The 18,509-nt window shown below is 68.7% G+C and carries 19 protein-coding genes; 15 read left to right on the plus strand and 4 right to left on the minus strand.

Annotation, left to right across the window (positions count from 1 at the left end):
- Positions 1–205 precede the first annotated feature (205 nt).
- The 5 genes from hemW (at position 206) to AB0M45_RS14425 (ending at position 5,367) form a co-directional block, all read left to right on the plus strand.
- The gene (hemW, locus tag AB0M45_RS14405; protein WP_364327997.1) at positions 206–1,366 is read left to right on the plus strand and encodes a radical SAM family heme chaperone HemW; all 1,161 of its coding nucleotides are present in this window, start codon (positions 206–208) and stop codon (positions 1,364–1,366) included.
- Positions 1,367–1,621: 255 nt separating this feature from the next.
- Complete coding sequence (locus AB0M45_RS14410) at positions 1,622–1,837, plus strand: hypothetical protein (RefSeq protein ID WP_364327743.1); 216 nt, start codon at positions 1,622–1,624, stop codon at positions 1,835–1,837.
- 453 nt (positions 1,838–2,290) lie between these two features.
- Positions 2,291–3,322, plus strand: coding sequence for a heat-inducible transcriptional repressor HrcA (gene hrcA, locus AB0M45_RS14415; protein ID WP_364327746.1), 1,032 nt, complete (start codon positions 2,291–2,293; stop codon positions 3,320–3,322).
- Between the two features lie 149 nt (positions 3,323–3,471).
- Positions 3,472–4,626 (plus strand): molecular chaperone DnaJ, encoded by a 1,155-nt coding sequence (gene dnaJ / locus AB0M45_RS14420; protein ID WP_364327749.1) that lies wholly within the window; start codon positions 3,472–3,474, stop codon positions 4,624–4,626.
- The gene (locus tag AB0M45_RS14425; protein ID WP_364327752.1) at positions 4,627–5,367 is read left to right on the plus strand and encodes a 16S rRNA (uracil(1498)-N(3))-methyltransferase; all 741 of its coding nucleotides are present in this window, start codon (positions 4,627–4,629) and stop codon (positions 5,365–5,367) included. It abuts the gene before it with no gap.
- A 118-nt stretch (positions 5,368–5,485) separates the two neighbouring features.
- On the opposite strand, the gene AB0M45_RS14430 is transcribed toward AB0M45_RS14425, so the two are convergent.
- The gene (locus AB0M45_RS14430) at positions 5,486–6,745 is read right to left on the minus strand and encodes an MFS transporter (protein ID WP_364327755.1); all 1,260 of its coding nucleotides are present in this window, start codon (positions 6,743–6,745) and stop codon (positions 5,486–5,488) included.
- Between the two features lie 98 nt (positions 6,746–6,843).
- Here AB0M45_RS14430 and AB0M45_RS14435 point away from each other — a divergent pair, with 98 nt between their 5' ends.
- From AB0M45_RS14435 to AB0M45_RS14465, 7 genes are all read left to right on the plus strand, one after another.
- Positions 6,844–7,746, plus strand: coding sequence for a LysR family transcriptional regulator (locus AB0M45_RS14435; RefSeq protein ID WP_364328000.1), 903 nt, complete (start codon positions 6,844–6,846; stop codon positions 7,744–7,746).
- A gap of 122 nt (positions 7,747–7,868) precedes the next feature.
- The gene (locus AB0M45_RS14440) at positions 7,869–8,960 is read left to right on the plus strand and encodes a PhoH family protein (RefSeq protein WP_364327758.1); all 1,092 of its coding nucleotides are present in this window, start codon (positions 7,869–7,871) and stop codon (positions 8,958–8,960) included.
- Positions 8,961–9,022: 62 nt separating this feature from the next.
- Positions 9,023–9,577: an rRNA maturation RNase YbeY gene (gene ybeY / locus AB0M45_RS14445; RefSeq protein WP_364327761.1), complete on the plus strand. Its 555-nt coding sequence runs from the start codon at positions 9,023–9,025 to the stop codon at positions 9,575–9,577.
- The gene (locus AB0M45_RS14450) at positions 9,574–10,932 is read left to right on the plus strand and encodes a hemolysin family protein (protein WP_364327764.1); all 1,359 of its coding nucleotides are present in this window, start codon (positions 9,574–9,576) and stop codon (positions 10,930–10,932) included. Before ybeY ends, AB0M45_RS14450 begins: the two co-directional genes overlap by 4 nt.
- Positions 10,929–11,315, plus strand: coding sequence for a cytidine deaminase (locus AB0M45_RS14455; protein ID WP_364327767.1), 387 nt, complete (start codon positions 10,929–10,931; stop codon positions 11,313–11,315). The genes AB0M45_RS14450 and AB0M45_RS14455 overlap by 4 nt, the downstream gene beginning before the upstream one ends.
- Positions 11,308–12,234: a GTPase Era gene (gene era, locus AB0M45_RS14460; RefSeq protein ID WP_364327770.1), complete on the plus strand. Its 927-nt coding sequence runs from the start codon at positions 11,308–11,310 to the stop codon at positions 12,232–12,234. The genes AB0M45_RS14455 and era overlap by 8 nt, the downstream gene beginning before the upstream one ends.
- Positions 12,235–12,380: 146 nt before the next feature.
- Entirely contained in the window at positions 12,381–12,881 is a 501-nt protein-coding gene (locus AB0M45_RS14465) for a nitroreductase/quinone reductase family protein (RefSeq protein WP_364327773.1), read from the plus strand.
- Positions 12,882–13,209: 328 nt separating this feature from the next.
- Here the strand turns inward: AB0M45_RS14465 and AB0M45_RS14470 are convergent, their stop codons facing one another.
- Positions 13,210–13,665 carry an NUDIX domain-containing protein gene (locus tag AB0M45_RS14470; protein WP_364327776.1) on the minus strand — a complete coding sequence of 152 codons (456 nt, stop codon included), beginning with the start codon at positions 13,663–13,665 and terminating at the stop codon, positions 13,210–13,212.
- A 174-nt stretch (positions 13,666–13,839) separates the two neighbouring features.
- Complete coding sequence (locus AB0M45_RS14475; protein WP_364327779.1) at positions 13,840–15,270, minus strand: amidase; 1,431 nt, start codon at positions 15,268–15,270, stop codon at positions 13,840–13,842.
- A 150-nt stretch (positions 15,271–15,420) separates the two neighbouring features.
- Between AB0M45_RS14475 and AB0M45_RS14480 the strand changes: the two genes are divergently transcribed.
- The 3 genes from AB0M45_RS14480 (at position 15,421) to recO (ending at position 18,130) form a co-directional block, all read left to right on the plus strand.
- The gene (locus tag AB0M45_RS14480; protein ID WP_364327782.1) at positions 15,421–16,287 is read left to right on the plus strand and encodes an alpha/beta hydrolase; all 867 of its coding nucleotides are present in this window, start codon (positions 15,421–15,423) and stop codon (positions 16,285–16,287) included.
- Positions 16,274–16,876, plus strand: a complete 603-nt coding sequence (locus AB0M45_RS14485; RefSeq protein WP_364327785.1) for a TetR/AcrR family transcriptional regulator — start codon at positions 16,274–16,276, stop codon at positions 16,874–16,876. Before AB0M45_RS14480 ends, AB0M45_RS14485 begins: the two co-directional genes overlap by 14 nt.
- Positions 16,877–17,215: 339 nt before the next feature.
- Positions 17,216–18,130 carry a DNA repair protein RecO gene (gene recO, locus AB0M45_RS14490; protein WP_364327788.1) on the plus strand — a complete coding sequence of 305 codons (915 nt, stop codon included), beginning with the start codon at positions 17,216–17,218 and terminating at the stop codon, positions 18,128–18,130.
- On the opposite strand, the gene AB0M45_RS14495 is transcribed toward recO, so the two are convergent.
- Positions 18,087–18,467: a DUF1870 family protein gene (locus AB0M45_RS14495; protein ID WP_364327791.1), complete on the minus strand. Its 381-nt coding sequence runs from the start codon at positions 18,465–18,467 to the stop codon at positions 18,087–18,089. The genes recO and AB0M45_RS14495 overlap by 44 nt on opposite strands.
- Positions 18,468–18,509 lie beyond the last annotated feature (42 nt).

Consider the following 18,509-nt stretch of genomic DNA (forward strand, 5'->3'; position numbering starts at 1 on the left):
AGGTGTTTTCCGCCGCGGCGCGTACATCGACCCGCATCCGGCGGCGCGGCCGCTCGGTGGCCGGAGCTGGGAACAGCAAGGACGAGTTGGTCCGGCCCGGCCCCGCCGCCGGTGTCCCGGGTGTCGGGCCCGACACGGCGACGTTCACACTGGACACGTGAGTTCTTCCGCCACCGCGCCCCGCAGCGCCCCCACCTCCGCGCCCTTGCTGCGCGATTTCGGAGGGGGACCGTTCGGGGTGTACGTGCACGTCCCGTTCTGTGCGACGCGGTGCGGATACTGTGACTTCAACACCTACACGGCGGGCGAGCTCGGCACGTCGGCGTCGCCGCAGTCGTGGCTCGAGGCGTTGCGCGCCGAGCTGGCCACCGCGGCGCGGGAGTTCGCGGCGTTGCCGACCGCCACACCGGAGGTGTCCACCGTGTTCGTCGGCGGAGGGACGCCCTCGCTACTGGGCGGTGACGGGCTGGCCGCGGTATTGGATGCCGTGCGGGGCGAGTTCACCCTCGCCGCCGGCGCCGAGGTCACCACGGAGTCCAATCCCGAATCCACCGCACCGGAATTCTTCGCGCGCATCCGCGAGGCCGGGTTCACCCGGGTGTCGCTGGGCATGCAGTCCGCCGCGGCGCACGTGCTGAAGGTGCTCGACCGCACACACACCCCGGGGCGTGCGGTGGCCGCCGCCCGGGAGGCGCGCGCCGCCGGATTCGAGCACGTCAATCTCGATCTGATCTACGGGACGCCCGGCGAGCGCGACGCCGATCTCGACGCCAGCCTGGATGCGGTGCTCGGCGCGGGTGTCGACCACGTCTCGGCCTACTCGCTGATCGTGGAGGACGGCACCGCGCTGGCCCGCCGGGTGCGTCGCGGCGAACTGCCCGCACCCGACGACGACGTGCTCGCCGCGCGCTACGAACGCATCGACACCAGGCTGCGCGCGGCCGGACTCGAGTGGTACGAGGTGTCGAACTGGGCGGCGAACGCCGACGCGATCTGCCGGCACAACATCGGCTACTGGGACGGTGGCGACTGGCTCGGCGCGGGACCGGGCGCGCACAGCCATGTCGGGGGAGTGCGCTGGTGGAACGTGAAACACCCGGCGCGGTACGCCGATCGGGTCGGCGCGGGCGGCTTGCCCGCGGCAGGCTGGGAAGCGCTCACCGACGACGAGCGGTACACCGAGCGGATCATGCTCGCGGTTCGCCTGCGCACCGGCCTGCCCCTGGCCGATCTGGCCCCCAGCGTCATCCCCGCCGTCGACCACGTGATAGCCGATGGTCTCGCCCTCCGCACCGACGATCGTCTCGTCCTCACCGACCGGGGCCGCCTCCTTGCCGACGGGGTGGTCCGTGACCTGCTCGCCTGAACGGCATCAGCACCCCGACCAGGGCCGCACCGCGATTACGACGGGTTCCCTTTGCGCTGGGGGTAACTGGGCAGCGGGTCACCGCAGACGTCCGTATTGGGAACGCACACAGGCGATATGGCATGTGATGGTGCTCCGCACGAGCCCGGTCCGACTCCTGGTCGGAGATTCGGGGATTCGGCGAACTCCCCGTCCGGTTTCCACCCCGCGGCGGCGATCGGCAACGTAGGCTGCGACCCAACCCCAAGGAGACTCATGGCGTCGGCACGACACATCACTCTTGTCCATGAACCAGGCGAGTTCGCGGAAGCGCGGGCAGCCGAGAAAGCGGAGAACGCGCGGCAGTGCGCCGTCGCCGCCCGCACCGTAGCCAGTTACGCGGAGGACGCCTCCGATTGCCAGTCCTTACTGGCGATGCTCGGCCTGGACGCCCGCGCGGGCAAGCAGGCCAGAGCCGCGGATCGCGGCTGATTCACTACTGCTCGTCCGCGGTCGGCGTACCCCTGCGCCATTCCCGCGGCGAGAGCGGGGACGGGTCGCGAAAACCCCAGGGTCGAGCCATCATCGAGATTGACCGGTGCCTGTGCTCGGGCTTGGTCGGATCGGCGCGCACCTGTTCCAACCGCTGACTGATGATCCACTGCGCGAGGCTGTACTGCCCGCGGTGATCGCCGCCATACCCCGCTGATCGCCCCCGCCGAGCGGGATCTGACCATCCGTCACGGTCAGGTCCCGCTCGTCCGCGTTCGGATCAGGTGCCGGTGGGGCTGGTCAGCGTCCGGGCGACGGGGAGCCCGCGCAGACGAGCGATCCGGCTGCCGGCAATTAGACTGGACAAACAGACGAACCGGGAATTCGCCTGAAATGGCTGGTGGGCGCCGGTAGTACGGCGCGACCGGAGACGAAAGCGAGGAGGTGGGGCCGATGTCGAGCACCGAGGATCGGCGCTTCGAGGTCCTGCGCGCGATCGTCGCGGACTATGTCGCGACCAAGGAGCCGATCGGGTCGAAGTCCCTGGTCGAGCGGCATAACCTGGGTGTTTCCAGCGCGACGGTGCGCAACGACATGGCGGTGCTCGAGGCCGAGGGGTACATCACGCAACCGCACACGAGTTCCGGGCGCATCCCCACCGACAAGGGCTATCGGCAGTTCGTGGACCGGATCTCCGAGGTGAAGCCGCTGTCGCCGGCCGAGCGCAGGGCGATCATGGAGTTCTTGGAGTCCGGCGTCGATCTCGACGACGTGTTGCGCCGCGGTGTCCGGTTGCTGGCCCAGCTGACCAGGCAGGTCGCGGTCGTGCAGTACCCAACGGTGTCGGCGTCCACGGTCCGGCACATCGAGGTGGTCGCGCTCAATCCGGCGCGGCTGCTGCTGGTGGTGATCACCGACACCGGCCGCGTCGACCAGCGCCTGGTGGACCTCGGCGCGGTGATCGATGACGAGGATCTGGCCGCGCTGCGCGGCATGCTCGGCGGCGCTATGGACGGTAAGCGCCTGGCCGCGGCCTCGGCGTCGGTCGCGGAGCTGCCCGAGCACGCTCCGGTTCGCCTGCGTGACGTGCTGGTCCGGGTGTCCACGGTGCTGGTGGAGACGCTGGTGGAGCATCCGGAGGAACGCTTGGTGCTCGGCGGCACCGCCAACCTCACCCGCAATGCCGCCGACTTCGGCTTCCCCGGCTCGCTGCGTGCGGTACTGGAGGCGCTGGAGGAACAGGTGATCGTGCTGAAGCTGCTCGCCGCGGCCCAGCAGCCGGGGCGGGTCACCGTGCGGATCGGCGAGGAGACGCAGGTCGAGCAAATGCGCGGCACCTCGGTGGTGTCGACCGGCTATGGCGCGGCGGGCGCGGTGCTCGGCGGCATGGGCGTGCTCGGACCGACCCGGATGGATTACCCAGGGACGATCGCCTCGGTAGCGGCTGTCGCCCGGTATATCGGTGAGGTCCTGGCCGAGCGCTGACGTGACACCGGCCACCCACGCCACTGCTACGCTCGACCTTTCGGCCGGATAAAGTTGAGTGCACAAGACTAATGCTGTTGTCGGCGCGCGGTGAACGCGTGCGCGGGCACCGGCGGCACCGTCGAAACGACCAAGGACTAGAGACTCAAGTGGCACGGGACTACTACGGACTGCTCGGCGTCGCGAAGAACGCGACCGACCAGGAACTCAAGCGGGCATACCGCAAGCTGGCGCGTGAGCTCCACCCCGACGTCAACCCCGACGAGGCGGCGCAGGCCAAGTTCAAGGAAGTGTCGACCGCCTACGAGGTGCTGTCGGATCCGGAGAAGCGGCGCATCGTCGACATGGGCGGTGACCCGCTGGAATCCGCCGGTGCCGGTGGTGCCGGCTTCAACGGCGCGGGGTTCGGTGGGCTCGGCGACGTGTTCGAGGCATTCTTCGGCGGTATGAGCGGATCGACGAGCGCGCGCAAGCCGCGCGGCCGCGTCCAGCCGGGCGCGGACTCGCTGATCCGCACCCGGCTGAGCCTGGCCGAGTGCGCGGTCGGCGTGACCAAGCACCTGACCGTGGACACCGCGATCCTCTGCGACCTGTGCCAGGGCGCGGGAACGAACGGCAAATCCAAGCCGGTTCGCTGCGAAACCTGTGGCGGCGCAGGTGAAGTCCAGTCCGTGCAGCGTTCCTTCCTCGGCCAGGTGCTGACCTCGCGTCCGTGCCCGACCTGCCGCGGCGCCGGTGAGACCATCCCGGACCCGTGCCAGAAGTGCGGCGGTGACGGCCGGGTGCGGGCGCGGCGGGAGATCGCCGCGCCGATTCCGGCGGGCGTCGCGAACGGCATGCGCGTGCGGTTGGCCGCGCAGGGCGAGGTCGGTCCCGGTGGCGGCCACGCGGGTGACCTGTACGTCGAGATCGTGGAGCAGCCGCACGACGTGTTCGTCCGCGACGGCGACGACCTGCACTGCACCATCCGGGTGCCGATGGTCGACGCGGCACTGGGCACCACCGTCGTGATCGACACCATCCTGGACGGCCCGACCGAGCTGACCATTCCGGCGGGCACGCAGCCAGGGGAGATCTCGGTGCTGCGCGGTCACGGCATGCCGCGCCTGCGTTCGGGCGCGCGCGGTGATCTGCTCGCGCACCTGGACATCGTGATCCCGGCCAAGCTGGACGGCAAGCAGACCGAGCTGCTGCGCAAGTTCAAGGGGATGCGCGATCGGGAGCGCGCCGAGGTGATGTCGGCGCAGTCCGAGCACAACAGCGGGTTGTTCGCGCGGCTGCGCGCGTCATTCAGCGGGCGCTAGGTGGCCGCGACCGTCTTCTACCTCGACGAGGTGCCCGAGCCGGGCGCGATCGCCGTGCTCGACGGCCCGGAGGGCAGGCATGCCGCCACGGTGCGCCGCATCCGGGTCGGCGAGCCGATCACCCTCTCCGATGGCCGCGGTGTGCTGGCCGAGTCGGAAGTCGTTGCAGCGCAACGCGATCGGCTCGAGTTGACGGTGCGCAACCGAGTGCTGCTCGCCCCACCGGCACCGCTGGTGACCGTTGTCCAGGCGTTGCCCAAATCCGACCGTTCGGAGCTCGCGGTCGAGTTGATGACCGAGGCGGGCGCGGACGCCGTCATCCCGTGGCAGGCGGCGCGCTGTGTCGCCAACTGGGAAGGCAAGGCGGCCAAGGCGGTCGACAAGTGGCGCGCCGCGGCTCGTTCGGCCGCCCGCCAGTCCCGCCGCGCCTACATCCCCGAGGTCGCCGCCCTGCATCGCACCAAGGATCTGCTCGAGCTGGTCCGGAAGGCGAAGGCGGACGGCGCGATCGTCGCGGCGCTGCACGAATCCGGCACCGCCCGCTTCACCGAACTGCCCTTCGCCGACGCCGCCGAAATCGTCCTCGTGGTCGGCCCCGAAGGTGGGCTGGACGATGCGGAAGTGGCGGCCTTGTCCGATGCGGGTGCGAACGTAACGCTGCTCGGCCCAACGGTTTTGCGTACGTCCACCGCGGCGGCGGTCGCCCTCGGTGCGCTGGGGGCTCTGACCTCGCGCTGGTGAGGGCTCGGGTCGGCCCTCAGCGGGGGCCGAGCACTCATTGTGCGGGCGTCGACTGCCTGTGCTTCGAGGATCGGAGCACGGTACCGTCCGGCGACCGCTGGACATCGCGGGTGATAGATCAGCGATTAATGGGCAGCGCTCCCGTATCGCGATCAGTGTGGCTCGTCTCGGCGCGGAGAGCCGATCGGCGCGCATGAACCAGCAACACACACACCAGCAATGCCGCGATCACCAATAGGAAACCGATGCCGCTGGTCAGTCCGAGCCACCCGGCGCGGGCGTAGGCGATGCCCGCCGTGCCGCCGATGACCGCGCTGCCGAGGTAATACGCGAACAGGTACAGCGACGACGCCGCGCCGCGATTGCCTTCGGCCATTGCGCCCACCCATGCGCTGGCGGCGGTATGCGCGCCGAAGAATCCCGCCGTGTAGAGCAATACGCCGAGAATCACGCTGCCGAGATGGTCCGGGATCGTGACCGCCAGCCCGGTCGCCATCACGCCCAGCGACGCCGCGAGCACCCACTGCCTACCCACCCGATCCGCCACTCGCCCGGATATCGCCGACGCCGCCGTTCCGGCCAGGTACAGCACGAACACCAGTCCGGCCAGCGCTTCCGGCAACCCGAACGGCGCCGTGGTCAGCCGGTAGCCGAGGTAGTTGTACATCGAGACGAACCCGCCCATGAGCACGAACGCCGATCCGAACAGCGCGAGCAGTCCCCGATGGCGTAGCTGACCCGCGAGATCACCCAGCACCGTGTGGATTCCGGCGGGCCGGGGAACGAACCCGCGAGACGGTGGTAACCACCGGATGAACCACACCGTGCAGCCCGCCGCGGCGATCGAGGCCGCCGCCTGCGCCCAGCGCCAGGACGCGAGGTCCAGGGTGAACGCCGGAATCAAGCGCCCGGCCAGCCCTCCGACCGTGGTGCCCGCCACGTAGATTCCCATCGCGGCGCCCAATCCATCGCCGCCGATCTCCTCCGCCAGGTAGGCCATTGCCACCGCGGGCACGCCCGCCAGCGCTATCCCCTGGAGCGCTCGGCCGGTGAGCAGTATCTCCAGTGACGGGCTCATCGGTAGCAGCAGTCCGATCGCGGCCGACGCGACAGCGGAGCCGATCATGACCTCGGTCCGCCCGATACGGGACGACAACGCGCTCACCGGGATGATCGCCAGCGCCAGGAAACCGGTGGTGAGCGACACCGCCAGCGCTGCCAGCGCCGGTGTGGCGCCGAACGCGGTCGAGATGCTCGGCAGCAGGGCCTGAGCGCTGTACATGGACGCGAAGGTCGTCAGACCCGCCGCGAACAGTGCCGTGGTGATCCTGCGTTCGTGCGCGACGTCCGTCGCCGCCGTGCTCTGCGTCGTGGTCATGGCTCCTCCTGTCGTCCAGGATCGCCAGTCGCGCTTCGGAACGGAAATGAATAATGATGATAAAGTTGATGCGGCACGCGCATATAGAGAGGCCGGAGATGCTGGGCGAGGATCTGGAGTGGTTCACGACACTCGCCGAATTGGAACGAGTCGGCGCGGCGGCGGAGCGGCTGCACATCGCCCAGCCGACCCTGTCGCGCATGCTGGCGCGGTTGGAGCGCAGGGTCGGCGTCGAACTGTTCGACCGGCGCGGCAAGCGCATCACGCTCAACGAGTTCGGCCGGATCTATTACGAACACGCGCGTCGCGCCCAGTCCGAGCTCGACGCCGCGAAACAGGCCGTCGCCGATCGCGCGAACCCGGCCGAAGGCGTCGTCCGGCTGTCTTTCCAGCATTCCTTCGGCGCCTCGCTGGTGCCGCAGCTGATCAGCGAGTTTCGGCGGATCTCCGGCCGGATCACGATCACGCTGTGGCAAGGCGCGGCCGAAGCGGTAACCGAGCGTGTGCTCGACGGTGCGGCGGATCTGGGCATCGTCTCGCCTCGTCCGGCCGTCGCCGGCGTCGGCTGGCGGGCGGTGCTGCGGCAGCCATTGGTCCTCGCGCTGCCGCCGGAGCATCGCATGGCCGGGCGGCGGCAGGTCCGGCTCGCGGAGGTTGCCGACGCGGAGTTCATCACGATGCACCGAGGGTTCGGGATGCGGCGGATCTTCGACGAGTTGTGTGCCGCGGAGGATATCCGCCCCAGGATCGCGTTCGAGTCGAGCGATCTGGTCACCGTGGCAGGGCTGGTGTCGGCCGGATTGGGGGTGGCGATCCTGCCGCGGGAGGACCGGCTGTCGGCGGGCCCGCTGTCCGGCCCGGTGACGGTGCCGCTCGCCGACGCGGGCGCGGCTCGCGCGGTCGGGATGGTCTGGCCTGCCGCCGCCACGCCGTCGGACGCGGTGCGGCGCTTCCGTGATTTCACCGAGGATTGGGCGCGGCGGCGTGGGGGAATCCGGTGAGCACCGGAGTCCGTTAGCAGCTTATTCACTGGGCGGTGTCGGTGGGGCGCGTTAAACTTTTCTCAACACAGCAGTCGAGACCGGAAAGCAGGCTATAGCCACTTTTGAGAGCACAAGGCGAGATGGGCGACCCGATCATCCCAGCGGCAGGCATCGGCGCCGGCGACACCGGTTCGGGTCCCGCAGCGCGCACCGTGCGTTCGAGTATCGAACTCGCTCCCGAATCCGTGTTCCCGTTCCTCGGTTCAGCCGACCAGAATCTGCGTGAACTCGAATCCCTGCTCGACGCGGACATCCACGTCCGAGGCAATTCCGTCACCCTCACCGGCAAGGCGGCCGACGTCGCGCTCGCCGAGCGTGTCATCGAGCAGCTGGTCGCGCTCACCGGCCGCAATCGCGTGGTGACTCCCGAGGCGGTGCGCCACACCGTATCGATGCTCACCGAGGGCTCCAGCGAATCGCCTGCGGAGGTGCTCAGCCTCGACATCCTGTCCCGGCGCGGCAGGACCATCCGGCCCAAGACGCTGAATCAGAAGCGCTACGTCGACGCGATCGACGCCAACACGATCGTGTTCGGCATCGGCCCCGCCGGTACCGGCAAGACCTATCTGGCGATGGCCAAGGCGGTCCAGGCGCTGCAATCCAAGCTGGTCAACCGGATTATCCTCACCAGGCCCGCGGTCGAGGCGGGCGAGCGGCTCGGCTTCCTGCCCGGCACGCTGAACGAGAAGATCGACCCGTACCTGCGCCCGCTCTACGACGCGCTGCACGACATGATGGATCCGGAGGCCATTCCGAAGCTGATGGCGGCCGGTGTCATCGAGGTCGCGCCGCTGGCGTATATGCGCGGCAGGACACTCAACGACTCGTTCATCATCCTCGACGAGGCGCAGAACACCACCGCCGAGCAGATGAAGATGTTCCTCACCCGGCTCGGGTTCGGCTCGAAGATCGTGGTCACCGGCGACGTCACCCAGGTCGACCTGCCCACCGGCGCGCGGTCGGGTCTGCGCGCGGCCAGCGAGATCCTCGGCGAAATCGAGGACATCCACTTCGCCGAGCTCACCAGCAGTGACGTGGTCCGCCACCGCTTGGTTTCGGACATCGTCGACGCCTACGACCGGGCCGAGGCCGAGGCACGTCCGCCGGTCGCTCCGCATTACGGCGGCAACCGGGCGCAGCGGCGCGCCGCGAGCCGGTCGGAGCGCCGGTAACGCGTTCCGCCTGGCGGGGCTCCGCTCCGCCGACGCGATCGCGGGGATCGTAGGCTATTCGGGTGAGCATCGAGATCGCCAACGAGTCGGGTATCGACGTGCCCGAAGAAGAGCTGGTCAGCGTCGCGCGGTTCGTGATCGCCCGGCTGGACGTGCACCCGGCCGCGGAGCTGTCGATGGTACTCGTCGATCTCGATACCATGGCCGACCTGCACATGCGCTGGATGGACCTGCCCGGCCCGACCGACGTGATGTCCTTTCCCATGGACGAACTCGAGCCGGGCGGACGGCCCGACAGCCCCGAGCCCGGCCCGTCCATGCTGGGCGACATCGTGTTGTGCCCCGAGTTCGCCGCCGGCCAGGCGCGCAAGGCGGGTCACTCGCTGGACCACGAACTCGCGCTGCTCACCGTGCACGGCGTGCTCCACCTGCTCGGCTACGACCATGCCGAGCCGGAGGAGGAGAAGGAGATGTTCGCGCTGCAGGCCACGCTGCTCGAGGAGTGGTACGAGAGCCTGAACGAAGCGCGGCGGCGGGCCGAGCTCGCCGAACGTGACGCGCGGTTGCTGGGTAAGGCGGGCTTCACCACACCGGGTGATTCCCTGGATCCCGCGTGAATTCCCTGACCCTCGTTCTGCTGGCGGTCCTGCTCATCTCGGTGGGTGGGGTCTTCGCCGGTGTCGATTCCGCGCTGAACACCATCTCGCCCGCGCGCGCCGAGGACATGGTCCGAGCCGACCGGCCGGGTGCGGTGCGCCTGACCCGGATCGTCGCCGACCGGGCGCGCTACGTGAATCTCATGGTGCTGCTGCGGATTCTGTGCGAGATCGGCGCCACGGTGCTGCTGGTCGCGGGGCTGATGAGGGTCTGGGAACAGAACTGGGCGCTGCTGGTCACCGCGCTGGTGATGGTGCTGGTGTCCTATGTGGTGATCGGAGTCGGTCCGCGCACACTGGGCCGTCAGCACGCGTACTCGATCGCGCTGGCCGCGGCGCTGCCGCTGCAGTTCATCGGCGCGCTGCTCGGCCCGCTCAGCAGGTTGCTGATTCTGCTCGGCAACGCGATCACGCCCGGCAAAGGTTTCCGCAACGGTCCCTTCGCCTCCGAGATCGAGCTGCGCGAAGTGGTCGAGATGGCCGGTGAGCGCGGCGTGGTGGCCGACGACGAACGCAGGATGATCCAGTCGGTCTTCGAACTCGGCGACACCCCCGCCCGCGCGGTGATGGTGCCCCGCACCGAGATGGTCTGGATCGAGGCGGACAAGACCGCGGCGCAGGCGATGTCGCTCGCGGTGCGCTCCGGGCACTCGCGGATCCCGGTGACCGGCGAGAACGTCGATGACATCCTCGGCGTGGTCTACCTGAAAGACCTTGTGCCGTACGCAGATCGCAGCCGCACGGTGCGGGTGCGCCAGGTCATGCGGTCGGCGGTGTTCATGCCCGACTCCAAGCCGCTGGACAGCCTGCTCGACGAGATGCAGCGCAGGCGCAACCACATGGCGCTGCTGGTGGACGAGTACGGCGGCATCGCGGGATTGGTGACCATCGAGGACGTGCTCGAGGAGATCGTCGGTGAGATCGCCGACGAGTACGACACCGACGAGACCCCGCCCATCGAAGACCTCGGCGACGGGCGCTACCGGGTATCGGCCCGGCTGTCGGTGGAGGATCTCGGCGAGCTGTACGGGCTGGAGATCGAGGAAGAGGACGTCGACACCGTCGGCGGCCTGATGGCTCACGAACTCGGGCGGGTGCCGCTGCCCGGCTCCAAGGTCGAGGTGCACGGGCTGGTGCTGCGCGGCGAAGGCGGCGCGGACGCGCGAGGACGGATGCGGGTGAACACCGTGGTGGTCCGCAAAGCACGCGAGAAGGTCACCGCCGGGAAAGCGAACGGCGACAATGCCCATGGCAAGGCCAATGGATCGGCGCGGGAGATCGCGGCCGATCGCGACGAGGACGGAGACACCGAATGACCGAACTGGACGCCGAGGACAACAAGCTGGTCGTGCTGGCCCGCGGGGCGCTCGGCCGCACCGGCGGGGCGAGTGGCGCGGCCATCCGCGACACCGACGGACGCACCTACGCCGCAGGGGAAGTGAACCTCACCGCACTGCGACTGACGGCGCTGCAAGCCGCGGTGGCCGCCGCGCTCTCCAGCGGTGCGGAGGGATTCGAGGCGGCCGCGGTGGTCGGTGGGCGGTTGTCCGATTTCGGCGTCACCGCGGTGCGTGAGGTGTCGGCGGAGGCGCGGATCATCTTCACCGACCGCGAGGGCGCGGTGTTCGAGATCGTCGACGATTCGGCCGACGCCGCCGACGCGGTGACCGCCGATTCGGGCGAGGTGCACGGTGGCTGAGGGATCGAAGGCCCGCGCGAAAGACGAATTCCGGTCCGGATTCGTCTGTTTCGTCGGCCGGCCGAACACCGGCAAGTCGACGCTGACCAACGCGCTGGTCGGCGCGAAGATCGCGATCACCTCCTCGCGTCCGCAGACCACCAGGCACACCATTCGCGGCATCGTGCACCGTGAGCACACCCAGTTGATCCTGGTCGACACCCCCGGCCTGCACCGTCCGCGCACACTGCTCGGCCAGCGTCTCAACGACCTTGTGCGCGATACGTATTCGGAAGTCGACGTGATCGCGCTGTGTATCCCGGCCGACGAGAAGATCGGTCCCGGCGACCGCTGGATCGTGCAGCAGGTCAAGCAGATGGCGCCGAAAACCACGTTGCTGGGCGTGGTCACCAAGATCGACAAGGTGAGCCGTGACCAGGTCGCCGAGCAACTGCTCGCGGTCTCCCAGCTGCTCGGCCCGGACGCCGACGTGGTGCCGGTGTCGGCGGTCAAGGGTGAACAGGTCGAGGTCCTGGTCGACGTCATCGCCTCGAAGATGCCGGAAGGTCCGGCCTTCTACCCCGACGGCGAACTCACCGACGAGCCCGAGGAAACCCTGATGGCCGAGCTCATCCGCGAGGCCGCGCTCGAGGGCGTCCGCGACGAACTGCCGCACTCGCTGGCCGTAGTCATCGAGGAGATCCTGCCGTACGAGGACCGCGAGGACATGCTCGACGTCCACGCCCTGCTCTACGTCGAGCGCCCCAGCCAGAAAGCCATCGTCATCGGCAAGGGCGGCTCCCGCCTGAAGGAAGTCGGCACCAACGCCCGCAAGCAGATCGAACACATCCTCGGCACCCGCATCTACCTGAATTTGCACGTGAAGGTGGCGAAGGACTGGCAGCGCGATCCCAAGCAGCTGGGCAAACTCGGTTTCTGACGGGTTCAGCCCGTCGCGGCCCGATCCGTGTGACAGGCGCGGTGATGCGAGGTGGCCTACGGGCAGATAGCGGCATCGATTACCCGCGCTCTTGACAGCCTTACGTTGTAATGCTTCTCTTGCACTACTGGCTTACAACGTAAGAGATGGGCGTGACCATGTGGATATGGATCGCGATAGGCGTGGGCATGCCGGCGGGGCTGGCCCTGGTGTGTGGCCTCTTCCTGCTGGTGGTGATGCGTACGGGCTACGCTCCCGGCCTCGCGGTGGTCCGCCGCTTCAACCGCCGTGTCACGAACCCCCGCGCCATGAAGACCGCCGGTCGACCCGGCGCCAATGCTTCTGTGGTGCGTCACACGGGCAGGTCCAGCGGCAACGCCTACGAGACACCGGTCGGCATCACCGAAACTGGAGACCACTTTCTCATTTCACTGCCCTACGGCACCACACCCGACTGGCTCCGGAATGTGGTGGCCGCCGGGTCCGCCGAGGTGATCCACGAGGGCGCTTCCTACCGGGTCACCGAACCCGAACTGGTCCCCGCCGCATCAGTCGCCCAGGATCAGTCGAAATCGGAACGTTTCGGACTGTGGCTCTTCGGTGTGGACCAGGTCCTGCGCCTACGTAAGACACGGATCGAGCCCTGAGCCACAACGCTGACGAGTGGCACACGGCTGCGGCAAAACGCGAGTAGACCCCTCCATGGTGTGCCACTGAGAGCGGAAGGGACCGACGCCGCACCTCGCGAAGCGCCACGCGACTGGGCGATCGCGGGCGTGAGCAAGCTCGACACCCGCGAAGCTCGCGCTGTGCTCTGGCGGGCACGAGCCAACGGGACAATCACATAGCACGACAGGACTCACAGCCAGAGTCGCGACGGGCTATCGACCAGCCCCGACCATTTGACCAAGATGCCAACCAGTAGTCACCATCATGAAGCGGCCCGTGACCCGGAGAACCCGGTCCCACCGCTGGCTAGACGACGACCGAAGTCGGTGTATTCCAGCCGTGCTCGCTGAACGGCGCTCCGCCATCGAGGAACGCGCGGATACCGACGGCGGGGTATTCGATCAAGTCGTCGGGCAGCTGGTCTATCGGGAACCACCGGACGGCAGCGCACTTCTCCGGTTCTCGGTTCACCGGCTCTCCGGCCCATCGACGTGCCTGAAGGAACAGCCCCAGCCGGGGCTCTGGGCCTGAACCGGCGGCGTGGACTGCGTGAACGAATCGGAGGTCGGTCGGGTCGATGATCACGCCGACCTCCTCATGGGCTTCACGGACGGCGGCGGCGGTGATCGGTTCGCCCGCGTCCAGTTTGCCTGAGGGGAGGTGCCACTGGCCCGCGAACATATCCCCATGGCGCTGAGTCAGCAGTAGCTCTTTGTCGCGCACAAGCAGGATGTGAACGTCTACCAGGTGACGATCCGCCATCGGCATCCCCTCACGTTCCGCGGTTGGCCGCGACGATACGGTACCGGCGATCTTTGCAGGAGTGGACTTGTGTTGGCTTCGCGCCGACCGTACTCGCCGCATCCATTTACCCAATCCGGCCAGCGTGACCGGTACTGAAAACCGTTGGTGGAACTGTGCGGTAGCTCTGCTGGCTCACCACCAAGGCGTGGGGCGGTGGCGTTGCCAGTTCAGTTCGGATTCGAGTTGGGCGGCCAGCGAGATCAGGAGTGGTTCGGAGTTTGCCGTGCCCATTAGTTGGGCGCCTACGGGGAGGCCGGAGGCGGTGAAGCCCGCGGGCACGTTGACGCTCGGCCAGCCGAGGACGTTCCAGGGCCAGGTGTAGGGGCAGGCGGCGGTGATGAGGTCGTTGGTGGCGGTGATGCCGATGTCGTCGATCTCCTCGGCGCGCGGTGGGGGAGTCGCGGTGGTTGGGGCGAGAACCACGTCGTAGTCGCGGAAGAAGTGGCCGATTCGATTGTGCAGCAAGGGTTCCAGTTGGCGCGCGGCGTAGAGGGCGGGGCCCTCGAGCACACGGCCGATCCGGGCGTTGGCGGTGGTGCGCGGGTCGACCTCGAGCCCGGGCATCCGGTTGTACACACGCCGGATGCCCGCCAGCGAACGCGGCAGGAATGAGGCGCCGATCATGATGCCGTAGTGCAGGTCGGCCACGGTCACCGCGTGTCCGAGCTTGCGCAGGGTGTCGGCGGTGCTCCGGACCGCTTGCTCGACCTCGGGATCGAGAGCAGTCTTGGTCGCGGTGAACGGAATTCGCAGCGACAGCGCGATCCGCAACCGGCCGGGGTCGCGGCCGACGGCGTCCGAGGCGGTGATCGGGGCGGGCCTGTGCAGATCGCCGCTGTGCGGACCGGCGGCCGAGTCCAGCAGTAGCGCCGCGTCCGCGACGGTTCGCGCCAGCGGCCCGTTCACAGTGAGCCCGTAGAACAGTTCGCCTTCCGGCCAGGTGGAGATCCGCCCGCGCTGCGGCTTGATGCCGACCAGGTTGGTCCAGGCGGACGGAATGCGGATCGATCCCGCCCCGTCGGAACCCAATGCGGCGGGGACCAAACCGGCCGCGACGGCCGCCGCCGACCCGCCGGAGGATCCACCGGGCGTCCGCGTGCGGTCCCAAGGATTGCGGGTGTGGCCGAAGGAGGCGGCGCTGGTGAACGGCCACTGGCCGAGTTCGCAGGTGTTGGTCTTGCCGACGATCACCGCGCCCGCCGCGCGCAGCCGCCGGACCGTTTCGGCGTCTTCGGTTTTCGGCGCGAACTCGCCGCCGCAGCCGAAGGCGGTCGGCTCACCCGCGATGTCGGTGTCGTCCTTCACCGCGATGGGCACGCCCAGCAGCGGTAGCCGTTCCCCGGCGGCCAGCCGCCGGTCGGCCTCGGTGGCCTCGGCCAGCGCCCGTTCGCGGCGCACGATCCGGAAAGCGTTGAGCGTGGATTGCGCCGCCTCGATCCGGTCGAGTGCGCCGCTGACCGCCGCGGTCGAGGTGATCGCGCCGCTCGCGATCGCGGCAGCCAGTTCGGCCAGCCCCAGCTCCCGTGTATCGGGCGGGAGGCGGGTCGGATCGGACACCGTCATCTGAGCTCCGTCTCGTCGTGTTTCGGCAACCGTAACCGCCGCTTTGGTCAACCGTCCATATCGAGGGTGCGAAATCCACCCTGGGTAGGATAGACATACATACCGTATGTATGTAAAAGTGGCCAGGACCCGAGACGACTGGGAGGACCCATGGCAACCAGCACAGCACTAGGCCGCATCTACGAGGTGGACTTGCCCGGCGGCCGCATCCGCTACCACGAGGCCGGGGAGGGCGCTCCGGTCGTCTTCGTGCACGGCCTGCTCGTCAACGCCGACCTGTGGCGCAAGGTGGTACCCGCGATCGCCGCCGCCGGATATCGCTGCCTGACGCCGGACTGGCCGCTCGGCTCGCACGAGATTCCGGTCCCCGCCGCCGAGCTGACCCCGGTCGGCGTCGCCGATCTGATCGCCGCGTTTCTCGAGCGCCTCGACCTCACCGACGTCACGCTGGTGGCCAATGACACCGGCGGAGCGATCACCCAGGTGTTGCTGACCCGCGACCGCTCCAGGATCGGCCGCGTCGTGCTCGCCTCGGTGGACAGCTACGAGGGCTTCCTGCCGCAGCCGTTCACGGCGCTCCCGCTGCTGGCGAAGATCCCCGGGTCGCTCCGCTTGCTGACCGAGGTGATGCGCATCCGGGCACTGCATCGCCTGCCGATGGCCTTCGGCTGGGTCACCAAGCGGCCGGTGCCGCCGGAGATCACCGACTCCTATCTGCTGCCGAGCCGCAATTCGGCCGCGATCCGGAAAGACCTGCGCCGCTTCCTGAAATCCGCGCATCGCCGGTACACCCTCGAAGCCGCGCGGCACTTCGCCGGCGTCGACATCCCGGTCCTGCTGGCCTGGGCGCGCGAGGACCGCCTGTTCCCGGTGTCCTTCGCCGAACGTCTCGCCCGCGACCTGCCGAACGTGACGCTGACGCTCATCGACGACTCCTACACCTTCCTGCCGGAGGACCAGCCCGAGTTGCTCGCCGAATCGATTCTGGAGTTCACTCGGCTGCATGCCACGCCGTAGCCAGGAAGACCGATCTCGCGCCACCAGAGCCGCGCTCGAACAGGCCGGACGCCGCCTGTTCACCGAGCGCGGCTTCGCGGGAACCTCGGCCGAAGAGCTGGTCACCGAGGCGGGGGTCACCCGTGGCGCGCTGCACCACCACTACGGTGACAAGCGCGGCCTTTTCCTCGCGGTGCTGGAGCAGATCGAGGTCGAGACGACCAAGGAGATCGAAAATGCCATCGCCGCAGTAGATTCCGGCGATGTGATGGCCGGTATGACGGCGGGGCTCGGTCTCTTCCTGGAGATCTGCCAGCGGCCTGCGATGTTGCGGATCGCGCTCACCGACGCCCCCGCCGTGCTCGGTTGGCAGGCTTGGCGCGAATTCGAATCGGCCCACGGCCTCGGGCTGATCACCGCCCAGCTCGAGCGCGCCCGCGAAGCCGGGTTGATCGCCGACGCCCCGATCCCCGTGCTGGCCCAGCTTGTTGTCAGCGTGATCAGCGAGGCCGCATTGATCGTCGCGCACGCCGACGACCCGGACACCGCCCGCGCGCAGGCCCAGCAGTCAGTACTTCTACTGATCTCCGGACTTATCCGCACCGGCTGAATCGGCCCGGCAGTGCCCGGCGTGACCAGCTTTGACAACCGGCGACCGGACCATTGGTGGTCGGCCTCAGCCCGGCGTTGATGCCCCGCTGCTGACACCTTGGCTGAGCAGGCACCCGGCTGAGCGGCGAACTTCGAGGTCTCGCGGTTTACTCCGCACGCAACCGTATCGGCCCGACTCCCGCTTTCGAGCGGAGCGAGACCGAGCATTGCCGTTCGCGGCCCGGTTCGCGTCCGAGTGGCCGCCGCGTCCGCAGTCGCCAGCGGCGGTCGCTCGAACGCGAGCCACAGGTGGGCCGCGAACACACAGCGCCGCAGGCGCTGCAATTAGACTCGGCCTGTGCGTTTGTATCGGGACGAGGCGGTAGTGGTGCGCCAGCACAAGCTGGGCGAGGCGGATCGCATCGTCACGCTGCTCACCCGCCAGCACGGCCTGGTGCGCGCGGTCGCCAAAGGGGTGCGGCGCACCAAATCGCGGTTCGGGGCCCGGTTGGAGCCGTTCTCCTATATCGACGTGCAGTTGCATCCGGGACGCACGCTCGACACCGTCACCCAGGTGCACACGATGGAGTCGTTCGCCGCCGACATCATCGACGACTACGGGCGTTACACCACCGCGTGCGCCGTACTGGAAACCGCCGAACGGCTGGCCGGCGAGGAGCGCGCGCCCGCGCCCCGGCTACACGCGCTCACCGCGAGCGCCCTGCGCGCTATCGCGGCCAAGCAGCGGCCGCATGAACTGATCCTGGACGCATTCCTCTTGCGGGCCATGGGTTTCGCGGGGTGGGCCCCCGCACTGGACGAGTGCGCCAAGTGCGCGACGCCGGGTCCGCATCGGGCGTTCCACGTCGCGGCCGGTGGCGCGGTATGCGTGCACTGCCGTCCGCCGGGCGCGGCGACACCCGCACCGGGCGTGCTCGACCTGCTGGTCGCGCTGCGGCGCGGGGAGTGGGAGTACGTCGAGACGGTGCCCGAAACGGTACGCAAACAGGCGAGCGGGCTGGTCGCGGCGCATCTGCAGTGGCATCTGGAGCGTCAGCTGCGCACCCTGCCGCTGATCGAGCGGTCCGCGCAGAAAAGGGCGCTGCCGGACGGAGTCCGTCGTCAGCCGGCGTCGGGCTGGGCGGAGGCTGAGGTAGCCGCAGTAGAGGCGCTGCCGGACGGAGTCCGTCCCCAGCCCGCGCCGGGCCGAGCGGAGGCGAGGCAGCCGCCTACTCCACGAATTGAAGCTCTACCTGGGGCAGCTCGATCATGACCCGGGCGCACACCGCGCGGTGCCAGGTGGCCGGGAAGCGGGTGTCGGGCTCATGCTTGCTGTAGTCGTCGTTGGTTCGGTAGGTGTGCAACCGAGGCGAGATCTCCCCGGTGTCGATGGCCTCGACCATGGCCTCGATCACCTGCTCGGTCTCCTCCGCGATGGCGGCGAGATCGCGGGCGACGACGTCCGGGATCTGGAAGGCCCCCTTCTCCCACCGCTCGACGGTGCGCTCGGCGACCGCGAAGAACCGCGCGCACCAGGGGACCGGAAGTCCGAGTAATTCGCGAGTGGCCCGGAAACCGGCCGCGGTCCCGGTGCCTGGTAAATCGGTCACGTTCGAGAAACCCCTCCCCAGTATCACGATCAGGACAAGAAT

This window comes from Nocardia sp. NPDC051787 (assembly GCF_040681325.1).
GTDB lineage: Bacteria > Actinomycetota > Actinomycetes > Mycobacteriales > Mycobacteriaceae > Nocardia.